This is a genomic window from Bacteroides helcogenes P 36-108, from assembly GCF_000186225.1.
In the GTDB taxonomy this organism is placed as follows: Bacteria; Bacteroidota; Bacteroidia; order Bacteroidales; family Bacteroidaceae; genus Bacteroides; species Bacteroides helcogenes.
Genome location: NC_014933.1, coordinates 1,691,271 through 1,713,192 on the forward strand (window position 1 = coordinate 1,691,271; position 21,922 = coordinate 1,713,192).

The 21,922-nt window shown below is 42.2% G+C and carries 18 protein-coding genes; 17 read left to right on the forward strand and 1 reads right to left on the reverse strand.

Annotated elements, in window-relative coordinates:
- Positions 1–5 precede the first annotated feature (5 nt).
- Positions 6–2,216, reverse strand: a complete 2,211-nt coding sequence (locus BACHE_RS06700; RefSeq protein ID WP_013546936.1) for a S9 family peptidase — start codon at positions 2,214–2,216, stop codon at positions 6–8.
- Positions 2,217–2,512: 296 nt separating this feature from the next.
- On the opposite strand from BACHE_RS06700, the gene mnmL reads away from it, so the two are divergent.
- The 17 genes from mnmL to BACHE_RS06785 all read left to right on the forward strand — a co-directional run bounded on the left by mnmL (position 2,513) and on the right by BACHE_RS06785 (position 21,919).
- Positions 2,513–3,439 (forward strand): tRNA modification radical SAM protein MnmL/YtqA, encoded by a 927-nt coding sequence (gene mnmL / locus BACHE_RS06705; RefSeq protein WP_041579240.1) that lies wholly within the window; start codon positions 2,513–2,515, stop codon positions 3,437–3,439.
- A gap of 61 nt (positions 3,440–3,500) precedes the next feature.
- Positions 3,501–4,697: an FprA family A-type flavoprotein gene (locus tag BACHE_RS06710; protein WP_013546938.1), complete on the forward strand. Its 1,197-nt coding sequence runs from the start codon at positions 3,501–3,503 to the stop codon at positions 4,695–4,697.
- 46 nt (positions 4,698–4,743) lie between these two features.
- Positions 4,744–5,556, forward strand: coding sequence for a glucosamine-6-phosphate deaminase (gene nagB / locus BACHE_RS06715; RefSeq protein ID WP_013546939.1), 813 nt, complete (start codon positions 4,744–4,746; stop codon positions 5,554–5,556).
- Positions 5,557–5,743: 187 nt separating this feature from the next.
- Positions 5,744–7,312, forward strand: coding sequence for an ATP-binding protein (locus BACHE_RS06720; protein WP_013546940.1), 1,569 nt, complete (start codon positions 5,744–5,746; stop codon positions 7,310–7,312).
- A gap of 49 nt (positions 7,313–7,361) precedes the next feature.
- A complete protein-coding gene (locus BACHE_RS06725; RefSeq protein WP_013546941.1) occupies positions 7,362–8,423 on the forward strand; it encodes a BF3164 family lipoprotein in 1,062 nt (353 codons plus the stop codon).
- Positions 8,424–8,538: 115 nt separating this feature from the next.
- A complete protein-coding gene (locus BACHE_RS06730) occupies positions 8,539–9,633 on the forward strand; it encodes a BF3164 family lipoprotein (RefSeq protein WP_013546942.1) in 1,095 nt (364 codons plus the stop codon).
- Between the two features lie 218 nt (positions 9,634–9,851).
- Positions 9,852–10,934: a helix-turn-helix domain-containing protein gene (locus BACHE_RS06735; protein WP_041579242.1), complete on the forward strand. Its 1,083-nt coding sequence runs from the start codon at positions 9,852–9,854 to the stop codon at positions 10,932–10,934.
- A 167-nt stretch (positions 10,935–11,101) separates the two neighbouring features.
- The gene (locus tag BACHE_RS06740; protein ID WP_013546944.1) at positions 11,102–11,323 is read left to right on the forward strand and encodes an NVEALA domain-containing protein; all 222 of its coding nucleotides are present in this window, start codon (positions 11,102–11,104) and stop codon (positions 11,321–11,323) included.
- A gap of 368 nt (positions 11,324–11,691) precedes the next feature.
- Entirely contained in the window at positions 11,692–11,988 is a 297-nt protein-coding gene (locus BACHE_RS06745; RefSeq protein ID WP_013546945.1) for an NVEALA domain-containing protein, read from the forward strand.
- A 286-nt stretch (positions 11,989–12,274) separates the two neighbouring features.
- Positions 12,275–13,423 carry a 6-bladed beta-propeller gene (locus BACHE_RS06750; RefSeq protein WP_013546946.1) on the forward strand — a complete coding sequence of 383 codons (1,149 nt, stop codon included), beginning with the start codon at positions 12,275–12,277 and terminating at the stop codon, positions 13,421–13,423.
- Positions 13,420–14,304 (forward strand): DUF1573 domain-containing protein, encoded by an 885-nt coding sequence (locus BACHE_RS06755; protein WP_013546947.1) that lies wholly within the window; start codon positions 13,420–13,422, stop codon positions 14,302–14,304. The genes BACHE_RS06750 and BACHE_RS06755 overlap by 4 nt, the downstream gene beginning before the upstream one ends.
- 10 nt (positions 14,305–14,314) lie before the next feature.
- Positions 14,315–15,202, forward strand: a complete 888-nt coding sequence (gene lepB / locus BACHE_RS06760) for a signal peptidase I (RefSeq protein ID WP_013546948.1) — start codon at positions 14,315–14,317, stop codon at positions 15,200–15,202.
- Positions 15,203–15,220: 18 nt separating this feature from the next.
- Positions 15,221–16,384: a 6-bladed beta-propeller gene (locus BACHE_RS06765; RefSeq protein WP_013546949.1), complete on the forward strand. Its 1,164-nt coding sequence runs from the start codon at positions 15,221–15,223 to the stop codon at positions 16,382–16,384.
- A complete protein-coding gene (locus tag BACHE_RS06770) occupies positions 16,381–17,007 on the forward strand; it encodes a hypothetical protein (RefSeq protein ID WP_013546950.1) in 627 nt (208 codons plus the stop codon). Before BACHE_RS06765 ends, BACHE_RS06770 begins: the two co-directional genes overlap by 4 nt.
- 50 nt (positions 17,008–17,057) lie before the next feature.
- The gene (locus BACHE_RS06775; protein WP_013546951.1) at positions 17,058–19,085 is read left to right on the forward strand and encodes a hypothetical protein; all 2,028 of its coding nucleotides are present in this window, start codon (positions 17,058–17,060) and stop codon (positions 19,083–19,085) included.
- A 31-nt stretch (positions 19,086–19,116) separates the two neighbouring features.
- A complete protein-coding gene (locus BACHE_RS06780) occupies positions 19,117–20,742 on the forward strand; it encodes an O-antigen ligase family protein (protein ID WP_013546952.1) in 1,626 nt (541 codons plus the stop codon).
- Between the two features lie 97 nt (positions 20,743–20,839).
- Positions 20,840–21,919 (forward strand): efflux RND transporter periplasmic adaptor subunit, encoded by a 1,080-nt coding sequence (locus BACHE_RS06785; protein ID WP_013546953.1) that lies wholly within the window; start codon positions 20,840–20,842, stop codon positions 21,917–21,919.
- The last annotated feature ends 3 nt before the right edge of the window (positions 21,920–21,922 follow it).

The following is a 21,922-nucleotide window of genomic DNA, read 5'->3' on the forward strand; positions in this document are numbered from 1 at the left end:
TAAGATTAAAGGTTGCTTTTGAAGAAATTGGTCAACTTTGTATATAGATGCAGGCGGGTATTACCTCCGAAAATACCGTGGTTACGGTTGGTGTATATCTGCATGTCAAACTGCTTTCCGGTCTGCACCAGATGTTCCGCATATTCGGCGCAGTTCTGGAAGTGTACGTTGTCATCGGCCATGCCGTGCACCAGCAGAAGCTTGCCGTTCAACTTGTCGGCGCGTGCAAATGCGGAAGAAGCTTTGTAGCCTTCGGCGTTTTCTTTCGGGGTGCGCATGAAGCGTTCACCGTAGATGGTATCATAGTAATTCCAGTCGGTGACGGCTGCTACGGCAGCGCCTGCCTTGAATGCCGGTGTGCCCTCGCTCATGCTCATAATGGTCATATATCCGCCGAAACTCCAGCCCCAGATGCCGATGCGTCCTTTGTCCACGTAGGGCAGTTTCCCCATATAAAGGGCTGTTTCCACTTGGTCTTTGGCTTCTTTCACTCCTAAGTTGAGATAGGTGCACTTCTCGAATTCGGCGCCGCGTCCGCCGGTTCCCCGCCCATCCACGCAGACTACAATGTAGCCTTGCGATGCCATATAGGTTTCCCAACTGATGCTGAAGTTATCGAGCACCTGTTGTGAGCCGGGACCGCTATATTGGTACATCAGTACCGGATATTTCTTGGTGGCCGTGAAATCGGTGGGCTTCATCATCCAGCCGTTCAGCAGAATGCCCTCCGAAGTACGGAAAGAGAAAAACTCCTTTTGTGGTATGTCATATCCGGAGAGTGTCCGCTTCAGCTTTTCGTTGTTGACAAGCGTAGTGAGTTCTTTTCCAGAGTTGTCGTTCAGCGTGATGGTTATGGGAGTGTTCAGGCTGGTATAGCGGTTCATGAAATACTTCATATCTGTGCTGAACTGTGCATTGTTGATTCCTGTCCGGGTCGAAAGCCTTATTTTTTTCCCTTTACGATCCGTTTTATATACGGCTTTGCGCATGGGGCTTTCTTCGTTGCTGGTAAAGTAGAAAGAACCTTCTTCGGCATCATATCCTAAGAATTCCTTTATCTCATAGTTCCCGGAAGTGATCTGTTTCAGCAGATTGCCTCCCATACTATACCAATACAGATGGTTGTAACCACTCTTTTCGCTGACAAAACTGAAATTCTCCGGGTAGAAGACTATATTGTCGAATACATTCTCTTTGATATAAGTGTCACTTTCATCGCGGAGCACCAGTTTGCAGACTGTGCTGCGGGGATCGGCGAAATAGAGGTCGAAGCGGTTCTGATGGCGGTTCAATGTCATTACAGCCAGTTTGTTCGCATCTTTGGTAAAGCGTATGCGGGGGATATATCCGTCTGCATCTACGGGGATGCTCAACTTGCGGGTGACTTTGGACTTTATGTCGAAAGTATGAACCGATACTTTGGAATTGGGCTCTCCGGTTTTGGGGTATTTGTAGGTATATTCTCCCGGATATTTTTCATAAGCTGCAACATGCGGGGCTTCACCTGCGAATACCGGGAAAGAATAAGAGGGGACATCCGTTTCATCGAAGCGCACAAAAGCCAGCATCTTGCTGTCTGCACTGAATTCCAGGGCACGGTCAAAGGAAAATTCTTCTTCATACACCCAGTCGGGAATGCCGTTCAGTATGGCATTGCGTTTACCGTCTTCCGTTATCTGGCTTTCACTGTTGCCATATAGCAGTTTCACAAGAAAGATGTTGTTGTCTCTCACGAAGGCCACCATATTGCCGTCCGGTGAAAATACAGGTACTTGTTGCGGCCCGCCGTCCGAAAGTTTTTCCACTACATTGTTGATTTTGCCGTCCAGGTTTCGTTTCAGGCTGTAAAGATAGTGTACGGCGGTGTATGAATGACGGTATATAGGCGTGGTTTCCGTTGCGATGAGCAGTTTGCCACCGTCCGGTGAAAAGGAGTAACTGTCAAAAGTCTTGAAAGGACATTCGCGTGCATTGGTCGCGTCAAACAGCACTTCCACAGGTTTCCCCGTCTTGAAAGAATATTTTATGACTTGTGTACCTTCGGCATTCATCTGCGAATAATGTTCACCGTCACCGGGAATGGGAATGACACCGTAGATATTTTCGGGGTGAAATTTACCTGATACGATTTCTTTCAGTTCGAGGGTCTTGCCACTTTGGGCAAGTCCGACCAATGTGCAAAGGCAGAGAAGGAATGCAATGCTTATCTTTTTCATATATCAGTGAATAAAATGTTTTTTCTTGGTACAAAGATAGGTAAAAACTTCTTTTTTCTCCCTATCAGCTCACTGTTTTCTCCGTACCTACTCCCTGTTTTCTCCGTGTCTATAGAGAGGGAAGATATAAGGAGTAGGTAGGGAGTAGGTAAGGAGTAGGTACGGAGCTGGTAGGATGTGGATGGGGAAAGAAGTGAATTCTCCTGTTTTTCGGTTTTTGGGGTAGAAATCCGTTTTTTAAAGCTTGTAATCTTTTTAAAAAGCTTATTTTTGTCGTCTGTATCAACAACAACAGAATGGACAACATGCCCCTTTATAATGAGTTTCCTTTATTTTTAAAGCGTTATTTCCCTTACAAAGTACAGAAAATATCGTTGAATGCAGGTTTCACCTGCCCTAACCGGGACGGTAGCAAGGGATATGGCGGATGCACTTATTGCAACAATCAGACTTTCAATCCTGATTATTGCCGCACGGAGAAGTCCGTCACCCGGCAACTGGAAGAGGGTAAACTTTTCTTTGCCCGCAAATATCCGGAGATGAAGTATCTTGCCTATTTTCAGGCATATACCAACACGTATGGTGAACTGGAAGATCTGAAGAGAAAATACGAGGAAGCCCTGTCGGTAGATGGTGTGGTAGGGCTGGTTATCGGGACCCGTCCCGACTGCATGCCCGATGACTTGCTCCGTTATCTGGAAGGGATCAACAAGCATACTTTCCTGTTAGTGGAATACGGCATAGAAAGCACCCGTGATGAGACGCTTGTGCGCATTAATCGCGGGCATACTTTCCGGGCCGCCATGGATGCCGTGGAACGAACGGCTGCTTGCGGCATACTGACGGGCGGACATGTTATTTTGGGATTGCCGGGCGAAACTCACGAAAGTATCGTGACGCAGGCTGAAATTTTATCGGATTTGCCGTTGACTACCTTGAAGATGCATCAGTTGCAATTGATACGCGGCACTCGTATGGCTTTGGAATATGCACAGCATCCGGAAGATTTTCATCTTTTCGGAGTGGATGAATATATCGATCTTGTGATAGATTTTATTGAACACCTGCGTCCCGATCTGGTATTGGAACGTTTTGTGTCGCAGTCGCCCAAAGAACTGCTGATTGCACCGGATTGGGGACTGAAAAATTATGAATTCAATCACCGGGTACTAAAAAGAATGAAAGAACTGGGCGCTTATCAAGGCAAGAAATATGAAATGTGAGAAAAAAGAGTTATTTTTGCCGCAATTAGAATATGGAATCAATCTAAATTAGAAAATGAAAATGAACCCAAAAACAGTGATAAAAGGAAAAATCCACTACGTGGGAGTGAATGACCGTAACAAACATCTGTTTGAAGGTATGTGGCCATTGCCTTACGGAGTGTCATACAACTCTTACCTGATAGACGATGAAACTGTTGCATTGATTGACACGGTTGACATTTGCTATTTTGAAGTATATCTTCGTAAAATTAAAAGCATCATAGGTGAACGGCCTATTCAATATCTGATAATTAACCACATGGAACCGGATCATTCCGGGTCCATCCGTCTTATCAAGCAGCATTATCCGGACATAGTCATTGTGGGCAACAAGCAGACATTCGGCATGATTGAGGGATTCTATGGCGTGACGGGCGAGCAATATATGGTGAAAGATGAAGATTTTCTGGCATTAGGACACCATAAACTCCGTTTCTATATGACTCCTATGGTGCATTGGCCCGAAACGATGATGACTTTTGACGAAACGGAAGGTGTTCTTTTCTCCGGTGACGGTTTTGGCTGTTTCGGCACGCTGGACGGCGGTTTTCTCGACACCCGCATCAATACGGACAAGTATTGGGACGAGATGGTGCGTTACTACTCCAATATTGTCGGCAAATACGGTTCACCGGTGCAGAAGGCGCTGGCCAAATTGGGCGGATTGCCCATCTCTGCCATCTGCTCCACACACGGGCCTGTGTGGACGGATAACATTGCCAAAGTAATCGGCATCTACGACCGCCTGAGCCGCTACGCCGCCGACGAGGGGGTGGTTATCGCATACGGCTCGATGTATGGCAATACGGAACAGATGGCAGAAGCTATCGCTGCCGAGCTTTCTGCGCAGGGCATCAGGAATATTGTGATGCACAATGTAAGCAAAAGCAACCCTTCTTACATCATAGCCGATATATTCAAGTATCGGGGGCTGATAATCGGAAGCCCCACTTATAGCAACCAGATTTATCCGGAAATAGAATCGCTGCTGTCCAAGATATTGGTGCGCGAAGTGAAAGGGCGCTATCTGGGCTATTTCGGCTCATTCTGCTGGGCAGGTGCGGCTGTGAAGCGTATGGGTGAATTTGCGGAGAAGAGTAAATTCGAGATTGTAGGCGATCCGGTCGAGATGAAACAGGCCATGAAAGACATTACTTACACGCAGTGTGAAAATCTGGCGCGCGCCATGGCTGAGCGTCTGAAGAAAGACAGATGATAAGAGTTATCCTAATCGATTTATTAACCTGATAAAAATAATTGCAATGAGACTAATTATTCAGCCGGATTATCAATCCGTGTCACAATGGGCTGCACATTATGTAGCAGCAAAAATCAAGGCCGCCAATCCTACACCGGAGAAACCGTTTGTGCTTGGATGCCCTACCGGTTCTTCTCCTCTGGGCATGTACAAAGGCCTGATTGAACTGAACAAGAAAGGCATCGTGTCTTTCCGGAATGTGGTTACTTTCAATATGGACGAGTACGTAGGCTTGCCTAAGGAGCATCCCGAAAGCTATTATTCCTTTATGTGGAACAACTTCTTCGGTCACATCGACATCAAGCCGGAAAACACCAATATCCTGAACGGCAATGCTGCCGACTTGGATGCTGAATGTGCACGCTATGAGGAAAAGATCAAGTCTTACGGCGGCATCGACCTTTTCATGGGCGGCATCGGTCCCGACGGGCACATTGCTTTCAATGAGCCGGGTTCTTCCTTGTCTTCGCGCACCCGTCAGAAGACTTTGACTACCGATACGATCATTGCCAATTCCCGTTTCTTTGACAACGATGTGAACAAAGTGCCTAAGACTGCCCTGACGGTTGGTGTAGGCACTGTGCTTAGTGCAAAGGAAGTGATGATTATCGTGAACGGTCATAACAAAGCCCGTGCGCTTTATCAGGCGGTAGAAGGCCCTGTAATGCAGATGTGGACTATCAGTGCCTTGCAAATGCACGAAAAAGGTATCATCGTTTGTGACGATGCGGCTACTGAAGAGTTGAGAGTAGGTACTTACCGTTATTTCAAGGATATTGAGGCAGATCATTTGGAACCGGCATCACTATTGAAGTAAGAGTGTAGATAGAAAATTACTTTATAGGTGCGGATTACGCGGAATATCACGGATGAGGCTTTTCGAAGCATTCGGGTATTCTGTGTAATCCGTTTCTTTTTTGTAAACTGAAATTAGCCAAGTGTTTTCGTTTTTTGTGTAATTAGTGTTACCTTTGTAGTATTTGTAATCATAAACAGTAGTAGGTATGGAGCTGAATGGCAGACGTTATCCGATAGGGATACAGAATTTTGAAGAACTTCGCAACCGGAATTGCGTGTATGTCGATAAGACGGAGTTGGTTTATAAACTGGCCAATACTGATAAGGTCTATTTTTTCAGCCGTCCCCGGCGGTTTGGGAAAAGCCTTCTTGTATCTACTCTTGAGGCTTACTTTCAGGGAAAGAAAGAACTTTTCAAAGGATTGGCTTTGGAGCGATGGGAAAAGGATTGGGTGGACTATCCGGTATTGCACATTGATTTCAGTCTGACGAAATATACTACCTTGTTTGATTTGCAGGAGCAGTTGAACCTTTTTTTGTCCCGTTGGGAGCAACTCTATGGGAAGAACGAACAGGAAGAAACTCCGGCTGCCCGTTTGCAAGGAATTATACTGCGTGCTTACGAGAAGACCGGCAAGCAGATTGTCGTGCTTATTGACGAGTATGATGCCCCTTTGCTCGACAACAATTCCGACGCCACTTTGCAGCAACAACTGCGCAACGAGATGCGTAAGTTTTTCAGTCCTCTCAAAGGATTGGGGCACTATCTTCGCTTCCTTTTCATTACGGGTATCAGCAAGTTCAGCCAACTGAGCATTTTCAGCGAACTGAACAACTTGAAGAATATCAGCATGCGAGATGACTTCAGTGCGCTTTGCGGAATTACCGAACAAGAACTGTTGGCGCAATTGGAACCTGATATCAAGCTGATGGCAGAAGCGAACAATGAAACCTACGAAGAAGCTTGTCTGCACTTGAAGCGGCAGTATGACGGATATCATTTCAGTAAAGCTTGTGCGGATATTTACAATCCGTTCAGCCTGTTCAATGCTTTTGATGCAAAGGAATATAAAAACTATTGGTTCTCCACCGGAACTCCTACGTTTCTGATAGACATCCTGAAACGCTCGGATTTCGATGTACGTAGCCTGGAGGGTGTTGAGGCTACCGATGAACAGTTTGATGCACCGACAGAGCAGATTACGAGTCCTATTCCGGTGCTCTATCAAAGTGGTTATTTGACTATCAAGGGGTATGATCCTACTTTTCAGATTTACCGTTTGGCTTATCCTAACGGCGAAGTGCGCAAGGGCTTTATCGAATCGTTGCTTCCTGCATACGTGCATCTTCCGGGGCAGAATAATACTTTCTACGTAGTTTCGTTCATTCGCGATTTGTTGAAGGGAGATATTGAAAGTTGTCTGGAACGTACTCGCTCTTTCTTTGCTTCCATTCCCAATGATTTGGAGAACAAGACCGAGAAGCATTATCAGACTATCTTTTACCTCTTGTTCCGCTTGATGGGGCAGTATGTGGATGTTGAAGTAAAGAGCGCCATCGGTCGTGCAGATGCTGTGGTGAAGTTGCAGGATGCCATTTATGTTTTCGAGTTCAAGTATGACGGAACACCCGAAGAGGCTTTGGCGCAGATTGACAGCAAGCAGTATGATATTCCTTATCAAGCAGATGGCAGGAGGATAGTCAAGGTTGGTGTGAACTTTGACAGTGCCACACGTACGATTGGCGAATGGAAGGTGTCGGGGAATATAAAATAAGCGTTGGACAAAGTTTTAACGATTACGAGATTATTAATTAAATCCTTGAATGAAAACTTTTATCAGCATATTACTATTGCTCACTTTGCTTGCTGCCTGTACCACTGCAACGCACGAAAAAGGGCTGACTTATACCGATTTCCCGGAGACGAAAGAATTGTCTGCTTCTGTGCAGCCATTAGATACGGCTCTGTTCCGTTATCCTTTCCGCATCAGGGTACAAGGAGACAGGGCTATTGTGATGGATTTGCATGGACAAGATTATTATTTCCATCTATTTCATTATCCCGATTTTCGTTATCAGTCTTCTTTTGGCAAGCGTGGAGATTCTCCCGAAGAGATGGTTTCTGCCGAAAATGTGCGATGGAATGGGAATTCTCTGTGGGCACTCGATGCCAATAAGTCAGAATTAACTCGGTTTGGGCTTGATTTATCCGGTGACTCGCTGCTTCGTCTGGAAGCAGTGAGCCTGGATAAAGACATACTTCGGGCATTGGATTTTGTGATGTACGATGATTCCACCTTTATTATTCCCGATTATTCAGGTGATAATCGTCTGTGCTGGGTCAACCGTCAAGGCAAGTTATTGAGGAAGATGGGCGAAATACCGTCCTCCAATAAAAATGCTTTGGAGAATGCTCGTCCTGCACTGGCACAGGCATGGCGCAGCTTCATCGATTACAATCCCCGAAATGGAGTATTGGCGGCTGTGACGCAGCTTGGTGAAGTGCTCGAAGTTTATAACTTGAAAGACAGCACACATGCGGTGTGGATAGGTCCTGGTGGTGAACCGGAGTTTCAAATTTCACAAGGTTACGGATTGCCTACGGGCATTATGGGCTTCAGCGATGTGCAGGTAACGGACAGTGCCGTCTATGCAGTGTTTCATGGACGCACCTTTAAAGAGATAGCCCAAAGTGCACAGAAAAGCATTGAACTTCCGGATGGAGGGCAATATATCTATGTGTTTAGTCTGAAGGGTGAGCCATTACGTAAATATGTGTTAGACCATTATGTTTATGGCATATCGGTGGATGAAGAAAAAGGTATCATTCTTACTACTGATGTGAATAAGGATGAACCGATAATAGAATATAAGTTGAATAAATAGCAGTAAAGGAACGGATGGCTAACGTATTGTTGGGTCGTACGGACATAACATCATTATTAACCCCATAAAAACGAATAAAAATGGGCAAGAAACTTTTATTAAATAATAAAATTATATGAAAAAGCAACTGTTATTATGCTGTATCTTTTCTCTATTAGTTTCTTGCACTCTATCCAAGAAAGAAAGAGATGGTAGCCGGGTCGTGAATTTAGAAGCGACATTATTATCTGTAGATACTGCCATTTTAGGCTCTAAATTAGCTGTCCTTTCAAGTGATATATTGCTTTTAAGTACGGTTAATCATAGTCCGGTGTATGATGTCTGTCGGATAAGAAAAGATAGTATCATCAAAATAGGCAGTTTTATGAGCATTGGAGAGGGGCCTTATGAGATGAATTTATCGACTTGCTTTATATCAGAAGAAAGTAATAATTTATATGTATATAGCCAAGATTATCGCAAGATGTTTGTTATACCATTCCCTTTATCCGAAAATCTTTTAAACACAGATAACTGGGAAGAATTGAAAGTCCCTTCTGTAAAAAACTGTTTTTGGAGCTATGGGTACTCTGCCATTCAGATTGTTTCTGATTCTTCTTTTTTATCTGTTGGGGGTAGCTATGAAGATGCAAATGTTTTATCATTGATACAGGTAGGGAAGAGTGTGGAAAAAGTTAACGGCTTTTCTTATCCTGAAAATGAAAGTGACATACCCAACATAGTTAAACGGCAAGTGTACAATGAATCACATTTAGTAAAACGTCCATTCGTGAATCAATATGCTATTGTGGGAGATAGAGCTGATTACCTCGGTATTTTCAATTTTGAGAATAAGCAAGTTGTGAATTTGCATTTTGTTAAAAAGAACTTTCCTAAATATGTGGCAATGCAAGACGGAATGAATGTAAGCTATGATCCTGAAAATTCAAATGGATATCGAGCAAATGCAACTTCTCATTTTATATATCTTTTGTCTTCTCCTTTCAAGACTATGAATGAATGGGGAAATGCAATAGATTATAAAGGATATCCTTCTTCTTATCGTGATAGAATAGAGGTTTATGATTGGGATGGAAATTATGTGAAAACGTTTGTCTTAAATATGCCTGTCGGTTCTTTTAACGTTTCAGAAAATGATTCGATTATCCTTGCCAACACAATGCTTTTGGATGAAGAAAAAGAATGTATTGTTAAATTTGCCATTCCTTAACAAGAGGATAGCATACTTATCAACCTTAAAAAAAAATATATTTGTCGGTTTGGGATAAGAAAGAAAATAACCCTATTCTTGTTTTTTATAGTTTCAACTCTTTTCAACTTGATGCTGGCTAATAAGGTAAAATGCGCTATCTTTGCCAATGCAGTATAAATTGACAGTGCCACACGTACGATTGGTGGGTGGAAGGTGTCGGGGAATATAAAAAATGCATGAAAAAGGAGACTAAATTACTATTGATGTGTGTGGCTATAGGAGTGGTGGTAACTATAATCACTGCCTATTTTCTATATCAGTATAAAACGAAATTCTGGAGAGGACAAGCACGCAATGCTTTTATTGAGGTGCTGAATCAAGAGGTGCGGAAGCGGAATGGAACAGATGTGCCCTTCTTGACGTGGGGAGACAAAAGGTTGTTTCATGAGCAAAAAGAACCGATAGTTGTTACATTGGAAAGTGAATATGGTAAAAAAAATTATGTCATACCTTTATGTAAGTATTTTTGCAATATAGAAGAAGATTATGTCAAACGGATGCTGCATACTGCGCTATTTGAAGAGCGACCTTTGAATGTTGATTCGTTGGAACTCATTTGGAATAACCTTTTATCTCAAACCGGCTTTTCCGGTGAAAGCATGGTACGCTTATCCATAACAGATCTATTCGGCTGTGAAACAAAGGCTTATTCAGAAGACTTTGCTTCTATAAGTAAGTGTGACAGCTTGTTTTCCTATTATATAGGTTGTAGGTGGGAAATAGAAGTGACCGGTTTTACCCACCTTTCTTGGTGGAAGGTTCTTTCGGTGAAAGATATGTTGCAGCTTGGCTTCATAGTGCCTGTTTGCTTATTCTTATTTATCCTAACAAGCAAAATCCCCTTGTTCTATCGCCGCTATTTAGTGAAAGTGGTTCCTGTAGAAGTTATAAAAGAAGTTCCCGTGTCCATGGAAAAAGAAATTCCCGTGATAGCTGTTGAACAAAGTCGAGCATGTGTGTATCAGTTGGATGGCGGTTTGTTGTTTGATAGGGATGCGCTAAAATTGAAGATGGGAGATCGGGTTGTTGATCTAAGTCCTCAAACAGCGATATTGATGCATGCTTTTGTCAAGGCTGAGGCTTATAGGCTTTCTATAGAAGAAATACAGCAATTGTTATGGCCAAATGGTGATGGAAGTTCTTCTAAGATGCACATGGCTGTTAAACGGTTACGTGACTTTTTGTCTGAAGTGTCCGATTGGACAATAAAGAATGGAAATTACGGTTATCAACTTAAAAGATGTCCATCCATGGAATAAACTCGCTTATAAGTAGCCGGTAAACATACTAACAATGTCTAATATCCGGTAAAATTCCCCCAATGTTAGACATTGTTAGTCTCTAAAGTAGGTTATTTGTTTATTTTCCAATAGTTTTGTAGTATCCTTTAGCGATGAAGTGTTAATCTTATAAAATAATTGAAAACATGAAAAAGAAAATCTTATTTGTCGGTTCGTTTTTGGTGGCCATCTCTGCTGTGGCTGTTCATTCCTATTCAGAAAAGAATGATTTTAAGGATCTTATGTGGGAGAATGTAGAGGCTCTGGCTTTAGGAGAGTGGGAGTCTGGTGGTACTTGTCTATCCCGTGGTTCTGTAGATTGTCCGATAGGAAATATTAAGGTAAAATATATAATAAGTAACCAATAGCCTTGAAAAGCTTCGTTAACATATTGCTATTGCTCACCTTGCTTGTTGCCTGTACTATACTACAACGTATGAAAGGGGATTATTGCTTTATACCGATTCGGTGGATGAACAAGAAAGTGTTATCCTTGCTACTGATGTAAATAAGGATGAACCGATAATAGAATATAAGTTGAATAAATAGCAATAAAGGAACGGATGGCTAACGTATTGTTGGGTCATAGCGTACCATCCGTTCCATAACCAACTAAAGAAAGGAGGTCTTGGCAAAGGTAATTGATAGAATTTGAATTCGCAAGATATTTGCGACTTCCGTTGAAATGATAAACACGGACATAACATCATTATTAACCCCATAAAAATGAATAAAAATGGGCAAGAAACTTTTTGCGGCTCTGATAGTCGCTGTAATCGCAACCTTTGCCGGTTACAATATTTATCAGTCACAGAGAATGGAACCGATGTCTGACTTGATGTTGGCTAATGTAGAAGCGTTGGCACGCTATGAATTACCAGAAGTGGAAGTTGAATGTGGTCGTTCACAAGGGAGATGTTGGGGTAATGATGGCTACGAATACACTTGGACACCATTTGGAGGATTTAAGGTCACTCGTTGTAAATTTGTGGGTTATACTTGGGTGAGTTGTGTACCTGGGTTACCTGCATAAATTAGAACATTAGATCACTATTCTGAGGAGATGTCGTTTCATTTTACTTGTTTTTTCAAAGGAAACATATTCTCTCTTATCATTCATTTAAGACTTAGTGGATGCGAAGTCAATAAATAGACAATAGAGGTTGGCTAAAAGTGTTCTTTTGCTGTTCAGCTACTTGTAGAACGAATGGTCTGTAAGATGTTCTTCTTTTTAGTCAACCTCTTTGGACACTATTGGCATTAAATACAATGTGTTCTTACCACATTCTTAGATGTAAAATTTTAAATATATAATTGGTATGTATAAAGTTATATTTTGTTATCTGTTCCTTTTTTTCTGCTTATGCGGATGTGCAAACAGGCATAATCATGATATCAGTGCCGATGCTGTTTGTATTACCGTCAATCCGGATAATCCTGAACAGTTGGATATAGAAACACTTTTTTCTTCTATCGAAGTTACACCTTTAGAAAGTTCGACCGCATCGCTATTCAGTAGATGTGACAAAATGTTTTTCTTTGGAGGGAAATATTATATACTGGATCGAAAAGCGAATTGTATATTTATCTTTAATGCAGATGGAACTTTCTTGAGGAGTAGTAAAAATAGGCAAGGTAGTGGTCCTGGCGAATATTATTGCATAGTTGATTTCGATATTTCTAAGGATAATTGTATCGAAATTTTAGACGTATCAGCTTATAAAATCAGGAAATATGATGATAGATTCAATTTTTTAGACGAAATAGATATACCAAAAACATTATACCCAATTATCACTTTTAAACGCCTGAACGATGAGTTATACGCTTTTTATAGCCCTCTGTCATCCAATACGAATGATGCAATAAAGATTTATTCTTTCAAGCAGAATCGCATAATTGAAAGTACAGAAGGTTATATTTCAATCCCTTCTTTGAAGGTTGGTACTACTCAACCATATTCTTTTTATGAGTTTGAGGAAAATGTTTTTTTCTCTTTTCCTTATCCTAATGACAAAATATACAAGATAGACAAAAATGAGGGTTGTATTGAAGAGATAATTCGTTATGATTTTGGAAGCCGTTCTTTCCCTTTTGGAGAAATTGAGCCTCACGCCTCCATGTTTGAAGACATCATTAAGGGAAGTGAAAAATATGCCTTCCCTATTTATCGAGGAGAAAATATGAATTTCTTATTTACCTTTATTATGTATCATGAAAAGCAATATTTACTTCTGTACAAAAAGGATTCGAAACAATCTAACTTTTATTCATGTATGTTCCGTGATGGCAAAGTTCTGTTGCCCCCAACTTTTATAGATAATGATTTTCTATATGTAGCTGCCGAGCAAAATTGGTTGGAATATTTAATAGCCGAAAAGTTATTAGTTGGAAAAACAAAGGGTTCTATAAAAAACATTCAAGAAGATGATAATCCAGTAATCCTAAAATATTGTTTACGGAAATGAAAAGTTTATATCTGTTGCTATGTTCGCTTTTTTTGTATTCGTGCTCTATTTCAGAACGGAAGAATATTGTAAATTTGACAAAAGAATGGAGTGGGAAAGAACTCATATTTCCCCAAGAGTTTATATTGGATGTGTATTTGGAAGATTCAGTAATTAGTTATAATAAAGTTGAAATTCCACAATATGCAATATTTACATATCTTGACTCCATAGGCTGCATGAGTTGTAAAATGAATTTGCCAGAATGGACTAATTTTATATTAGAATTGGATTCTATTTCTAATAAAACTGTTCCATGTTTATTCATTTTTAATCCTAAAAGTGATGATCAAGAGCGAATCATCAATTTGTTGAGGCGAGCTCATTTTTCATATCCAGTATGCATTGATAAAAAAGATTCTTTTAATCTTTTGAATGAATTCCCTAAGGATGACCGCTTTCAGACTTTCTTGCTTGACAGGGATAATAAAGTTCTTGCTCTCGGTAATCCTATTCATAATCCTAAAGTGAAAGAACTGTATTTGAAGATTATTCGAGGTGATGAAGTTAGACAAGGGGACAAAAGCAAGGTTATAAAAACAGAAGTGGGTATAGATAATGCTTCTTTATCGTTAGGTCGTTTTGACTGGCATAAGGAACAGAAAGCATCCTTTACATTGAGAAACACCGGAGATAAGCCTTTGGTGATACAGGATGTGGTTACTTCTTGCGGCTGTACTTCCGTATCTTATTCTCCGGAGCCTGTGCTTCTTGGTAGGGATATAGCTTTGGAAGTGACTTACAAGGCCGAGCATCCTGAACATTTCAACAAGACCATAACCGTGTATTGCAATGCCGTATCTTCTCCCATAATATTGAAGATTAGCGGAAATGCAAAGTAAATAGCTGTCAATGAAGGAGGACAAACAACTATCAAAGTGGCTGAACAGAATTACAGATATGTTATTTTATTTATGTCTGGTTATTGTGATATTGATGGTATTGCAGGTATTTGTTGTGACTTCATTTAAAATACCTTCGGATTCCATGCAGCCTTCTCTGTTTCCCGGTGACTGCATACTTGTGGACAAGTGTTCGGGCGGTGCACGTTTGTTCAATGTCTTTGACGCCGTAGATCGGAAAGAGGTGGACATACACCGTGTGCCGGGCTGGAGGAAATTCAGACGGAATGATGTGCTTGTGTTCAATTTCCCTTATCAGCCGCAGCGTTGGGATAGCGTCGCTTTTGATGTGATGAAATATTACGTGAAGCGTTGTGTGGCAGTTCCGGGTGACACGCTGGAGATAAGGAAAGGATATTATAAAGTTTCCGGATACGATGAGGGGGTAGGTTGTCTGTCTGCCCAAAAGGATATTGCACTGTTGCCGGACAGTGGTGTCACAGGTATGGTGATGAATACTTTTCCTTGGAACCAACGATTGGGATGGACAGTGAAAGAGTTTGGCCCGCTACCTGTTCCTGCCAAGGGACAGATAGTAAAGATGGATAGCTTGGCATGGCTGCTATACAGGCAGTTGGTAGGTTGGGAACAGAAAAGTCGGTTGCGGATAGACGGAACAGGAAATGTGTTGCTGAATGACAGTGTGATACATGAATATCGTTTTCGTGAGAACTATTATTTCGTGGCGGGTGACAAGGCGGGGAATTCACAAGACTCCCGCTATTGGGGGCTGTTGCCCGAATCCTTCATCGTGGGGCGTGCATGGATGGTTTGGAAATCGGTGGAACCGGAAAGTGGAAAAGTAAGATGGAAACGGGTATTTAAACATATATTATAAATTAAATTATTTTGAATTATGAAAAGTCTGTTTCTGTTGTTGATATTTTGTACCTTTTGGGCCTGTCGTCCGGTAAGTGAAGAGAAGGACTCTTTTAAAGAAATAGAGAAAATTGTGATAAATCCTCAAGTAATTGATAATCAGTTGGACTTATCAGAGATCCTTAGTGATTCATTGGATGTAATTGCTTTGGAAACAAGGGATGAATGCTTGATTTCCGAAATAGATCATCTTGAATATTATAAAGATATGATATTTGTATCTGATAGAGTAAATAAGAAAATTTTGGTGTTCACCTCCAACGGGAGATATCTGAAAAGCATTGGCAAACAGGGAGCAGCCCCCGGTGAATATGTCTCTTTGGGTGATTTCTCTTTCAAAGGAGATTCGGTTGTTGTTCAGGATAGATATAAAAAAAACTATATTATATATGATTTATACAGCACTTCATATCGTGAAGTGCCTTACAATGTTTTTCATTGGGAAATGATTTCTTTTGGAGATTGCATGTCGTTGGTTTCCAATAATATCGAATCATCGTATGGTAATTATAATCTTTTTGAATTCAATCTTAATACTGCCAAGATATTGGGCAAGAAACTTCCTTTCAAAGAGAAAGATACTGAAAAATCCACTTTTGGCTTAAAGAGATATGCAAGCAAATGTGATGATGAAGCCATGCTTATCTATCCTTTGAATGATACTATTTATACTGTAAAGAAAGATGAAATTTTCCCTTCTTATGTAATATCTTTTACAGAAAGAAATTTACCCGAAAAATTGAATGTGGATAAGAATCAGTTGTATAGATATGTTCATGAAAATAAGTTTTTGAAGGGGTGGGAATATATGCAGAATTCTCGAAAATATTTGTTAGGATATTATATAGATGATGGTTTTAAATATTTTATTTTTAATAAGCAGAATCTAAAGGTCAATGTAGGCAAGTGGCTGGTAATAGGATTTCTTGGAAATATGTCTTTCTATAATTTCTGTACGACATCTGATAACACTCTTTATACATTCTTGAATGCGGATATTTTGTTATCCAATTGGATCTCTATAAGGAAAAATTGTAAAAATGATTATTATAGAGATAAGATGGATAGAGTAGCGGAAGGATTGAATGATGATTCAAATCCAGTACTGTTTAGATGGCACTTTAAAGATGTGACAGAATGAGAAAGAAGGAATACATTATTATTTTTGTACTTATTTCAGTTCTTATGTTCTGTAATGTTTATACATACTTACAATGTAAGAAGGCGCATAAAATTCAGACATTTTTATATCGACTGAATGAGGAATCGGGCAGACAGATCGGCTATTTAAACGGAATGAAAGAATGTCGAATTACTGAATTGTTTTTAAATGGCAAGATAATTCCAACTAATATGGTGGTTATGGATATGGAGAAGCATAAGTTGAATTTGCCGGATGTGATTAAAAATAACATGCTGATTCTACGTTATTCTGAAATGCATTGTAATGTTTGTATAGATAGCATTATTGCAAGATTAAATGCTTACAAGGACTTGATAGGGCTAAATAATATAATTTTGCTGACTACTTCTAAAAGTTCTAATTATATTAGACAATTTAAGAAAATGAATAAAGTTTCTTTTGAAATCTATAATATGGATAGGATGGCAGATTCTATTTTTGTTGATATAGGAATGCCATATTTGTTTATTTATACTTCGAATGATAAGAGAATAAATAATATGTTTATACCTCAAAAGGAAGATTCGAAGTTAACAGATGAATATTTGCGCTCTATCTTGATAAAGTATTATACGAAATAGTTTGCAAATTGAATAGTAGTACCAAGGAAACGGGTATTTAAACATATATTATGAGAATACAGAAATTTATAGGAATCCTTTCTGTCGTTATTTGCTTCGTGGCTTGCCATGCCGACCGTAGGATGGAGCAGGTGCTTGAACTTTCGGGAGACAACAGGGCGGAGTTGCAGAAGGTGCTTGACCATTATAAGGGGGATTCTCTGAAATACGAGGCTGCCTGCTTCTTGATAGAGAACATGCCGGGCGCTTTCGGTGCTGATCCTGCCGTGGTTAGTACATGCGCTCCTTTTTATGAACAATATGACTCTTTGTTGCAGGTGCATGGCTACGACTCCTTGCTGCGTGCAGGCTCTTACAGCCGTTTCCGCGAGTGGGGGGATGCAGTGGATAGCTTATGGCAGAATTTTGAAGGTCGGCATGCGGTCGTGAGGTATGGAACTCGCAGAATGGACTTGCTTACAGTCAGTGCCGACCATTTGATAGCGGAGATAGACTTGGCTTTCGAGGCATGGCGTGAGAATGTCTATACCCGTGATTGCTCTTTCGATGACTTCTGCGAATATATACTGCCTTACCGCAGAAAAAACGGGCTGGTGATAGACAGCATGCGCCGGGTTTTTCATGACAGGCATAAGGGGCAGTTTTTTACCCACTCCGGCAATGATATGATAGATGAGATGGATTCTTTGCTGTATAGGTATCGTCATATCACCCATTCCAATTTCTATGGTACTCGTATTCCTGTCCTGACTGCGGGCTCGTACGAGAAACTTCGGCATGGGCTGTGCGAACAGCGCTGCTGGTACAATTCGCTTCTGCTTTCTTCTTTGGGGATGACCGTAGCTATCGACTATGTGCCGGTGTGGGGCAATCGTAACAGTTCTCACACCTGGAACGTACTGGTTATGAATGGAAAGTCATACGCTTTTGAATCTTACTGGGACACTGACCGCTGGAAGTATAAACGGATATACAACAACAGGGACAATGATGAGTATTGGGGACGTTTTCGTTTGCCCAAAGTCTATCGGCACACCTTCCGCCGATATCCGGAAGGCCCTTTGGCCGACCGGGATGTGCCCGGAGAGGATATTCCCGAATTCTTCAGGAATGTGCGTCGCAAAGATGTGTCTCATGAGTATTTTGATACAGTAAACGTATCGGTCAGGCTTGACCCTGTTCCCGAAGGCACGCGTTATGCCTATCTTTGTGTGGTGGATTATGGCGAATGGAAACCGGTGCAGTGGGGAAGGATAGAGAAGGGGAAAGTCGTTTTTCCTGGTATGGGCAAAGGGGTAGTGTATATGCCCATGTATTGCAAGGGAGGAATAATGCAAGTGGCGGGGAATCCGTTTTGGCTGAAGCCCGATGGCAGCATGCGCCCATTGATGCCCGACGGGAAGAAGCAGAGTATAGCGGTATGCCGTCCTGACGGCGCCAGTGTATATGCCTATCTGGATAACTGGAAAAAGGACTATGCAGACGTGGCGGGAACAATGCTTGAAGGATGGCGTGAGAATGACAGTTTCAGACGCAGAATTTGCGTGTTTCCCACTGATCTGGAAAATGGCTCGAAGTGGGTGGCTGTAAATGGTGGACGTGAAGTGCGCTATGTAAGGATGAAGCTTCCTTATGGCAGGGTGGCTTTGGGACGCTTGGAGTTTTATCGGGATACAGAGGATGGCGGTACGGCTAAGGTACAAGGTGTGCGGGTGATGGGGGCTTTACCGGAGAATAGGGAGGGAGAAAAGCCGGATTATCTGTTAGATGGTGTGTCTGCTACCGGCTACAAGAATGAGATATCTTGTGGGTATATAGATTTTGATTTGGGACGTGACTGTCTGCTTGCGGCTGTCCGTTTCTGTCCTTATTTGGAAACGGATTACAGGGATGACCGGGAATATGAATTGTGCTTTTGGCAGGATGGCTGGCGGATGTTAGGAAGGCACAAGGGGCCGGGAGTGTTGCGGATGGATGGTGTGCCGTGCAATGCTTTGCTGCTGGTGCGTCATCCCCGTGGAATGGAAATAAAGGGACGTCCGTTTATTTATGAAGATGGGGAGGTGATTTGGTTGTGAAAAAGACATCGGTTAAAATAGAGGATATATCATGAAGATTGATTACTTGAAATATGGCATGGATACACTGGTGTTTGGCGTTACATTAGGTATGCTTTCTCTTGTTTGTGTGACCGATTCTGCACTTTTGCCGGGTGAAGCCGTAGGGCGGTGGGTGTGGTTTGATAAGGCTGCTTTGGCGGCTGTTGTCTGTATTTCGGCATCATTGCTGTTGCCCACGAGAGGTAAGCTCTTGTCTTTTTCTTCGGCAGTCTCTTTTTCATTGATGATTCTCGGTGGTGTTGAGGCGATTTTAGGAATACGCCAGCTTTACGGCTTTGCTGCTTCCAATCATTCACTTTTTGCCTTGACAGGCAGTTTTTTCAATCCGGGCCCTTATTCGGGATATCTGGCAATGGCACTTCCCGTCTGTCTGCACCGATGGATGCTGACCGATGGGAAAAGATGGGAACGTATGTTTTCCGGTGGCGTGATGGTGCTTATTCTTTGCGTGTTGCCTGCAGGTATGAGCCGTTCGGCCTGGTTGGCGGCAGGAGCCTCTTGTTTGTGGGTGTATGCCTGCCATGCCGGGTGGTGGAAACATTTGCAGAGGATGTGGAGGCTCAGTAGGAAACGTCTGGTTGTGGTTGCGGTGGTGGCGATGGGAATCATGGTGCTCGCTGGTGTCTTGCTGTTTACTTTGAAACCCGACTCGGCACGTGGGAGGTTGTTCATGTGGAAGATGTCTTGTCGGGCTGTTGCTGAAAGACCTGTGGCGGGGCATGGCGTCGGAAGTTTTGCCACGGCATACGGCAATGCGCAAGAAGCTTATTTTGCGGCGGGTGACTATGAGGCATGGGAAGAGCATGTTGCGGGAAGTCCGGAGTATGCCTTTAATGAATACTTGCAGATGGCGGTGGAAATAGGAATTCCTTTAAGTATTTGTGTATTGGCGGGTATAGGAATTTGCCTGTATATCGGCATGCTGAAAAAACGTTTCGGGATCTGTGGGGCTATTTTCTCTTTGATGATATTCTCTTTCTTTTCTTATCCGTTGCAACTTCCGGCATTTGTCGTCATGCTTGGTGCGTTACTGCCGGCATGTGTCTTGGGAAACAGTCGCTTGGAGTGGATATGTTTGGCTGTGTTGACGGGAGCAGCCGGTGGCTTTCGTTTGGACAGAGACTTGAAAACGGAGCATGCCTGCAAGGAGTGGATGAATGCAAGAGTGCTGTACAATGCGGGGGCGTATGAAGCTGCCGAGCGAAGTTACAAAGGCCTTTATCCTTTGCTGAAGGACCGGGCTGCTTTCTTGTTTGAGTATGGTCACGGATTGCATAAGTTGCGGAAGTTTGAAGCTTCCAACCGCATCCTGAAGGAAGCCATGAGGTGGAGTTGCGACCCGATGATTCTGAACGTCATAGGAAAGAACTGCCAATTGGCGGGTGAGTATTCGTTGGCGGAAGATTGGTTTATCCGTTCCACCCACCGTTTGCCGGGACGTATTTATCCTTATTATCTGTTGGCGAAACTTTATGCGGAACCGGACTTCCGGCAACCGGAAAAGTTGGAGGCTATGAAACGGATTGTTTTGACGAAACGACCCAAAGTGGATTCTTCGGCAATCCGGCAGATGAGGGAAGAAGTGAAAAGGATAGAAATATTTACGAATTTTTAGTAAATTAACAATGCGGATTGGTTTAAAGGTGAATATTTCCGTTTATTTGTAATCATATTATGAATACCGAAGATTTTGTTAATCAATAAATATAGATATGAAGACACTGAATTGTCGATACTTGCTGTATATTACTGTTGCTTTGTTGGCAGCATGTTCCGGTACTAAGAAAGAAGATGGCGCCGAGGAAGGAGTGACTACCGCATTGCCGGGTGATAACAATGAAGTGACCGTGCAGGTGCTGAAACGGCAACCTTTTGATCATGAGTTGGTGAGTAACGGAAAGATAACGGCCGGCGGGCAGGCTGACTTGCGCTTTGAAACGGCAGGGGTCATCGCTCATGTTTATGTAAAGAACGGTGATCGTGTGCATAAAGGGCAGAAGTTGGCAGAACTGGATAAATTTCGTCTGACCAACAAGACGGCACAAGCTAAGGATGCTCTGGAAAAAGCGAAGCTTGAATTGCAGGATGTATTGATAGGGCAGGGATATCCGGCAGGTGAACACCCTGAAGTACCTGCAGACATCATGAAATTGGCAAGGGTAAAGAGTGGTTATGATCAGAGCCTTTCCCAATATGAACTTGCCAAATATGAAGAAGAACACGCCACTCTGACTGCACCTTTCGATGGGGTGGTAGCTAATCTGTTTTCCAAGCCCTACAATGTGGCGAGTACTTCTGAAGCATTCTGTACTATTGTTGGTACACAGGGCATGGAGACTGACTTTACGGTTTTGGAAAGTGAGCTCCCGTTGATAAAGGATGGAGATAAAGTAGTGGTAACTCCTTATTCGGATGCTGCTTCCGGGTATGAAGGGCGTATCACGCAGATCAATCCTTTGGTTGATGATAAAGGTATGGTTAAGGTGAAAGCTGCGGTTAATGGAAAAGGAAAGTTGTTTAGCGGTATGAATGTACGGATAAATGTGCATCGTTCTCTTGGAGAGCAGCTTGTGATACCGAAAAGTGCTGTTGTGTTGCGTTCGGGAAAGCAGGTGGTGTTTACTTTGAAGGATGGCAAGGCGCATTGGAATTATGTACATACCGGGTTGGAGAATGCCGAAAGCTACAGCTTGATAGATACTTCGGGGGAATGCTTGGAAGAAGGGGATACGGTCATTGTGACAGGAAATGTGAATCTGGCGGATGAAGCACCGGTTAAGATTAATAAATAAGAG

What these genes read in the sequence shown, in the direction of transcription:
- BACHE_RS06735 (WP_041579242.1), top strand. Translation starts at nt 9,852, where the DNA reads ATGAAAAAGGAGACTAAATTACTATTGATGTGTGTGGCTATAGGAGTG.
- BACHE_RS06730 (WP_013546942.1), top strand. Translation starts at nt 8,539, where the DNA reads ATGAAAAAGCAACTGTTATTATGCTGTATCTTTTCTCTATTAGTTTCT.
- nagB (WP_013546939.1), top strand. Translation starts at nt 4,744, where the DNA reads ATGAGACTAATTATTCAGCCGGATTATCAATCCGTGTCACAATGGGCT.
- BACHE_RS06720 (WP_013546940.1), top strand. Translation starts at nt 5,744, where the DNA reads ATGGAGCTGAATGGCAGACGTTATCCGATAGGGATACAGAATTTTGAA.
- BACHE_RS06780 (WP_013546952.1), top strand. Translation starts at nt 19,117, where the DNA reads ATGAAGATTGATTACTTGAAATATGGCATGGATACACTGGTGTTTGGC.
- BACHE_RS06765 (WP_013546949.1), top strand. Translation starts at nt 15,221, where the DNA reads ATGAAAAGTCTGTTTCTGTTGTTGATATTTTGTACCTTTTGGGCCTGT.
- lepB (WP_013546948.1), top strand. Translation starts at nt 14,315, where the DNA reads ATGAAGGAGGACAAACAACTATCAAAGTGGCTGAACAGAATTACAGAT.
- BACHE_RS06755 (WP_013546947.1), top strand. Translation starts at nt 13,420, where the DNA reads ATGAAAAGTTTATATCTGTTGCTATGTTCGCTTTTTTTGTATTCGTGC.
- BACHE_RS06745 (WP_013546945.1), top strand. Translation starts at nt 11,692, where the DNA reads ATGGGCAAGAAACTTTTTGCGGCTCTGATAGTCGCTGTAATCGCAACC.
- BACHE_RS06710 (WP_013546938.1), top strand. Translation starts at nt 3,501, where the DNA reads ATGAACCCAAAAACAGTGATAAAAGGAAAAATCCACTACGTGGGAGTG.
- BACHE_RS06785 (WP_013546953.1), top strand. Translation starts at nt 20,840, where the DNA reads ATGAAGACACTGAATTGTCGATACTTGCTGTATATTACTGTTGCTTTG.
- BACHE_RS06700 (WP_013546936.1), bottom strand. Translation starts at nt 2,216, where the DNA reads ATGAAAAAGATAAGCATTGCATTCCTTCTCTGCCTTTGCACATTGGTC.
- BACHE_RS06725 (WP_013546941.1), top strand. Translation starts at nt 7,362, where the DNA reads ATGAAAACTTTTATCAGCATATTACTATTGCTCACTTTGCTTGCTGCC.
- BACHE_RS06740 (WP_013546944.1), top strand. Translation starts at nt 11,102, where the DNA reads ATGAAAAAGAAAATCTTATTTGTCGGTTCGTTTTTGGTGGCCATCTCT.
- mnmL (WP_041579240.1), top strand. Translation starts at nt 2,513, where the DNA reads ATGGACAACATGCCCCTTTATAATGAGTTTCCTTTATTTTTAAAGCGT.
- BACHE_RS06775 (WP_013546951.1), top strand. Translation starts at nt 17,058, where the DNA reads ATGAGAATACAGAAATTTATAGGAATCCTTTCTGTCGTTATTTGCTTC.
- BACHE_RS06750 (WP_013546946.1), top strand. Translation starts at nt 12,275, where the DNA reads ATGTATAAAGTTATATTTTGTTATCTGTTCCTTTTTTTCTGCTTATGC.
- BACHE_RS06770 (WP_013546950.1), top strand. Translation starts at nt 16,381, where the DNA reads ATGAGAAAGAAGGAATACATTATTATTTTTGTACTTATTTCAGTTCTT.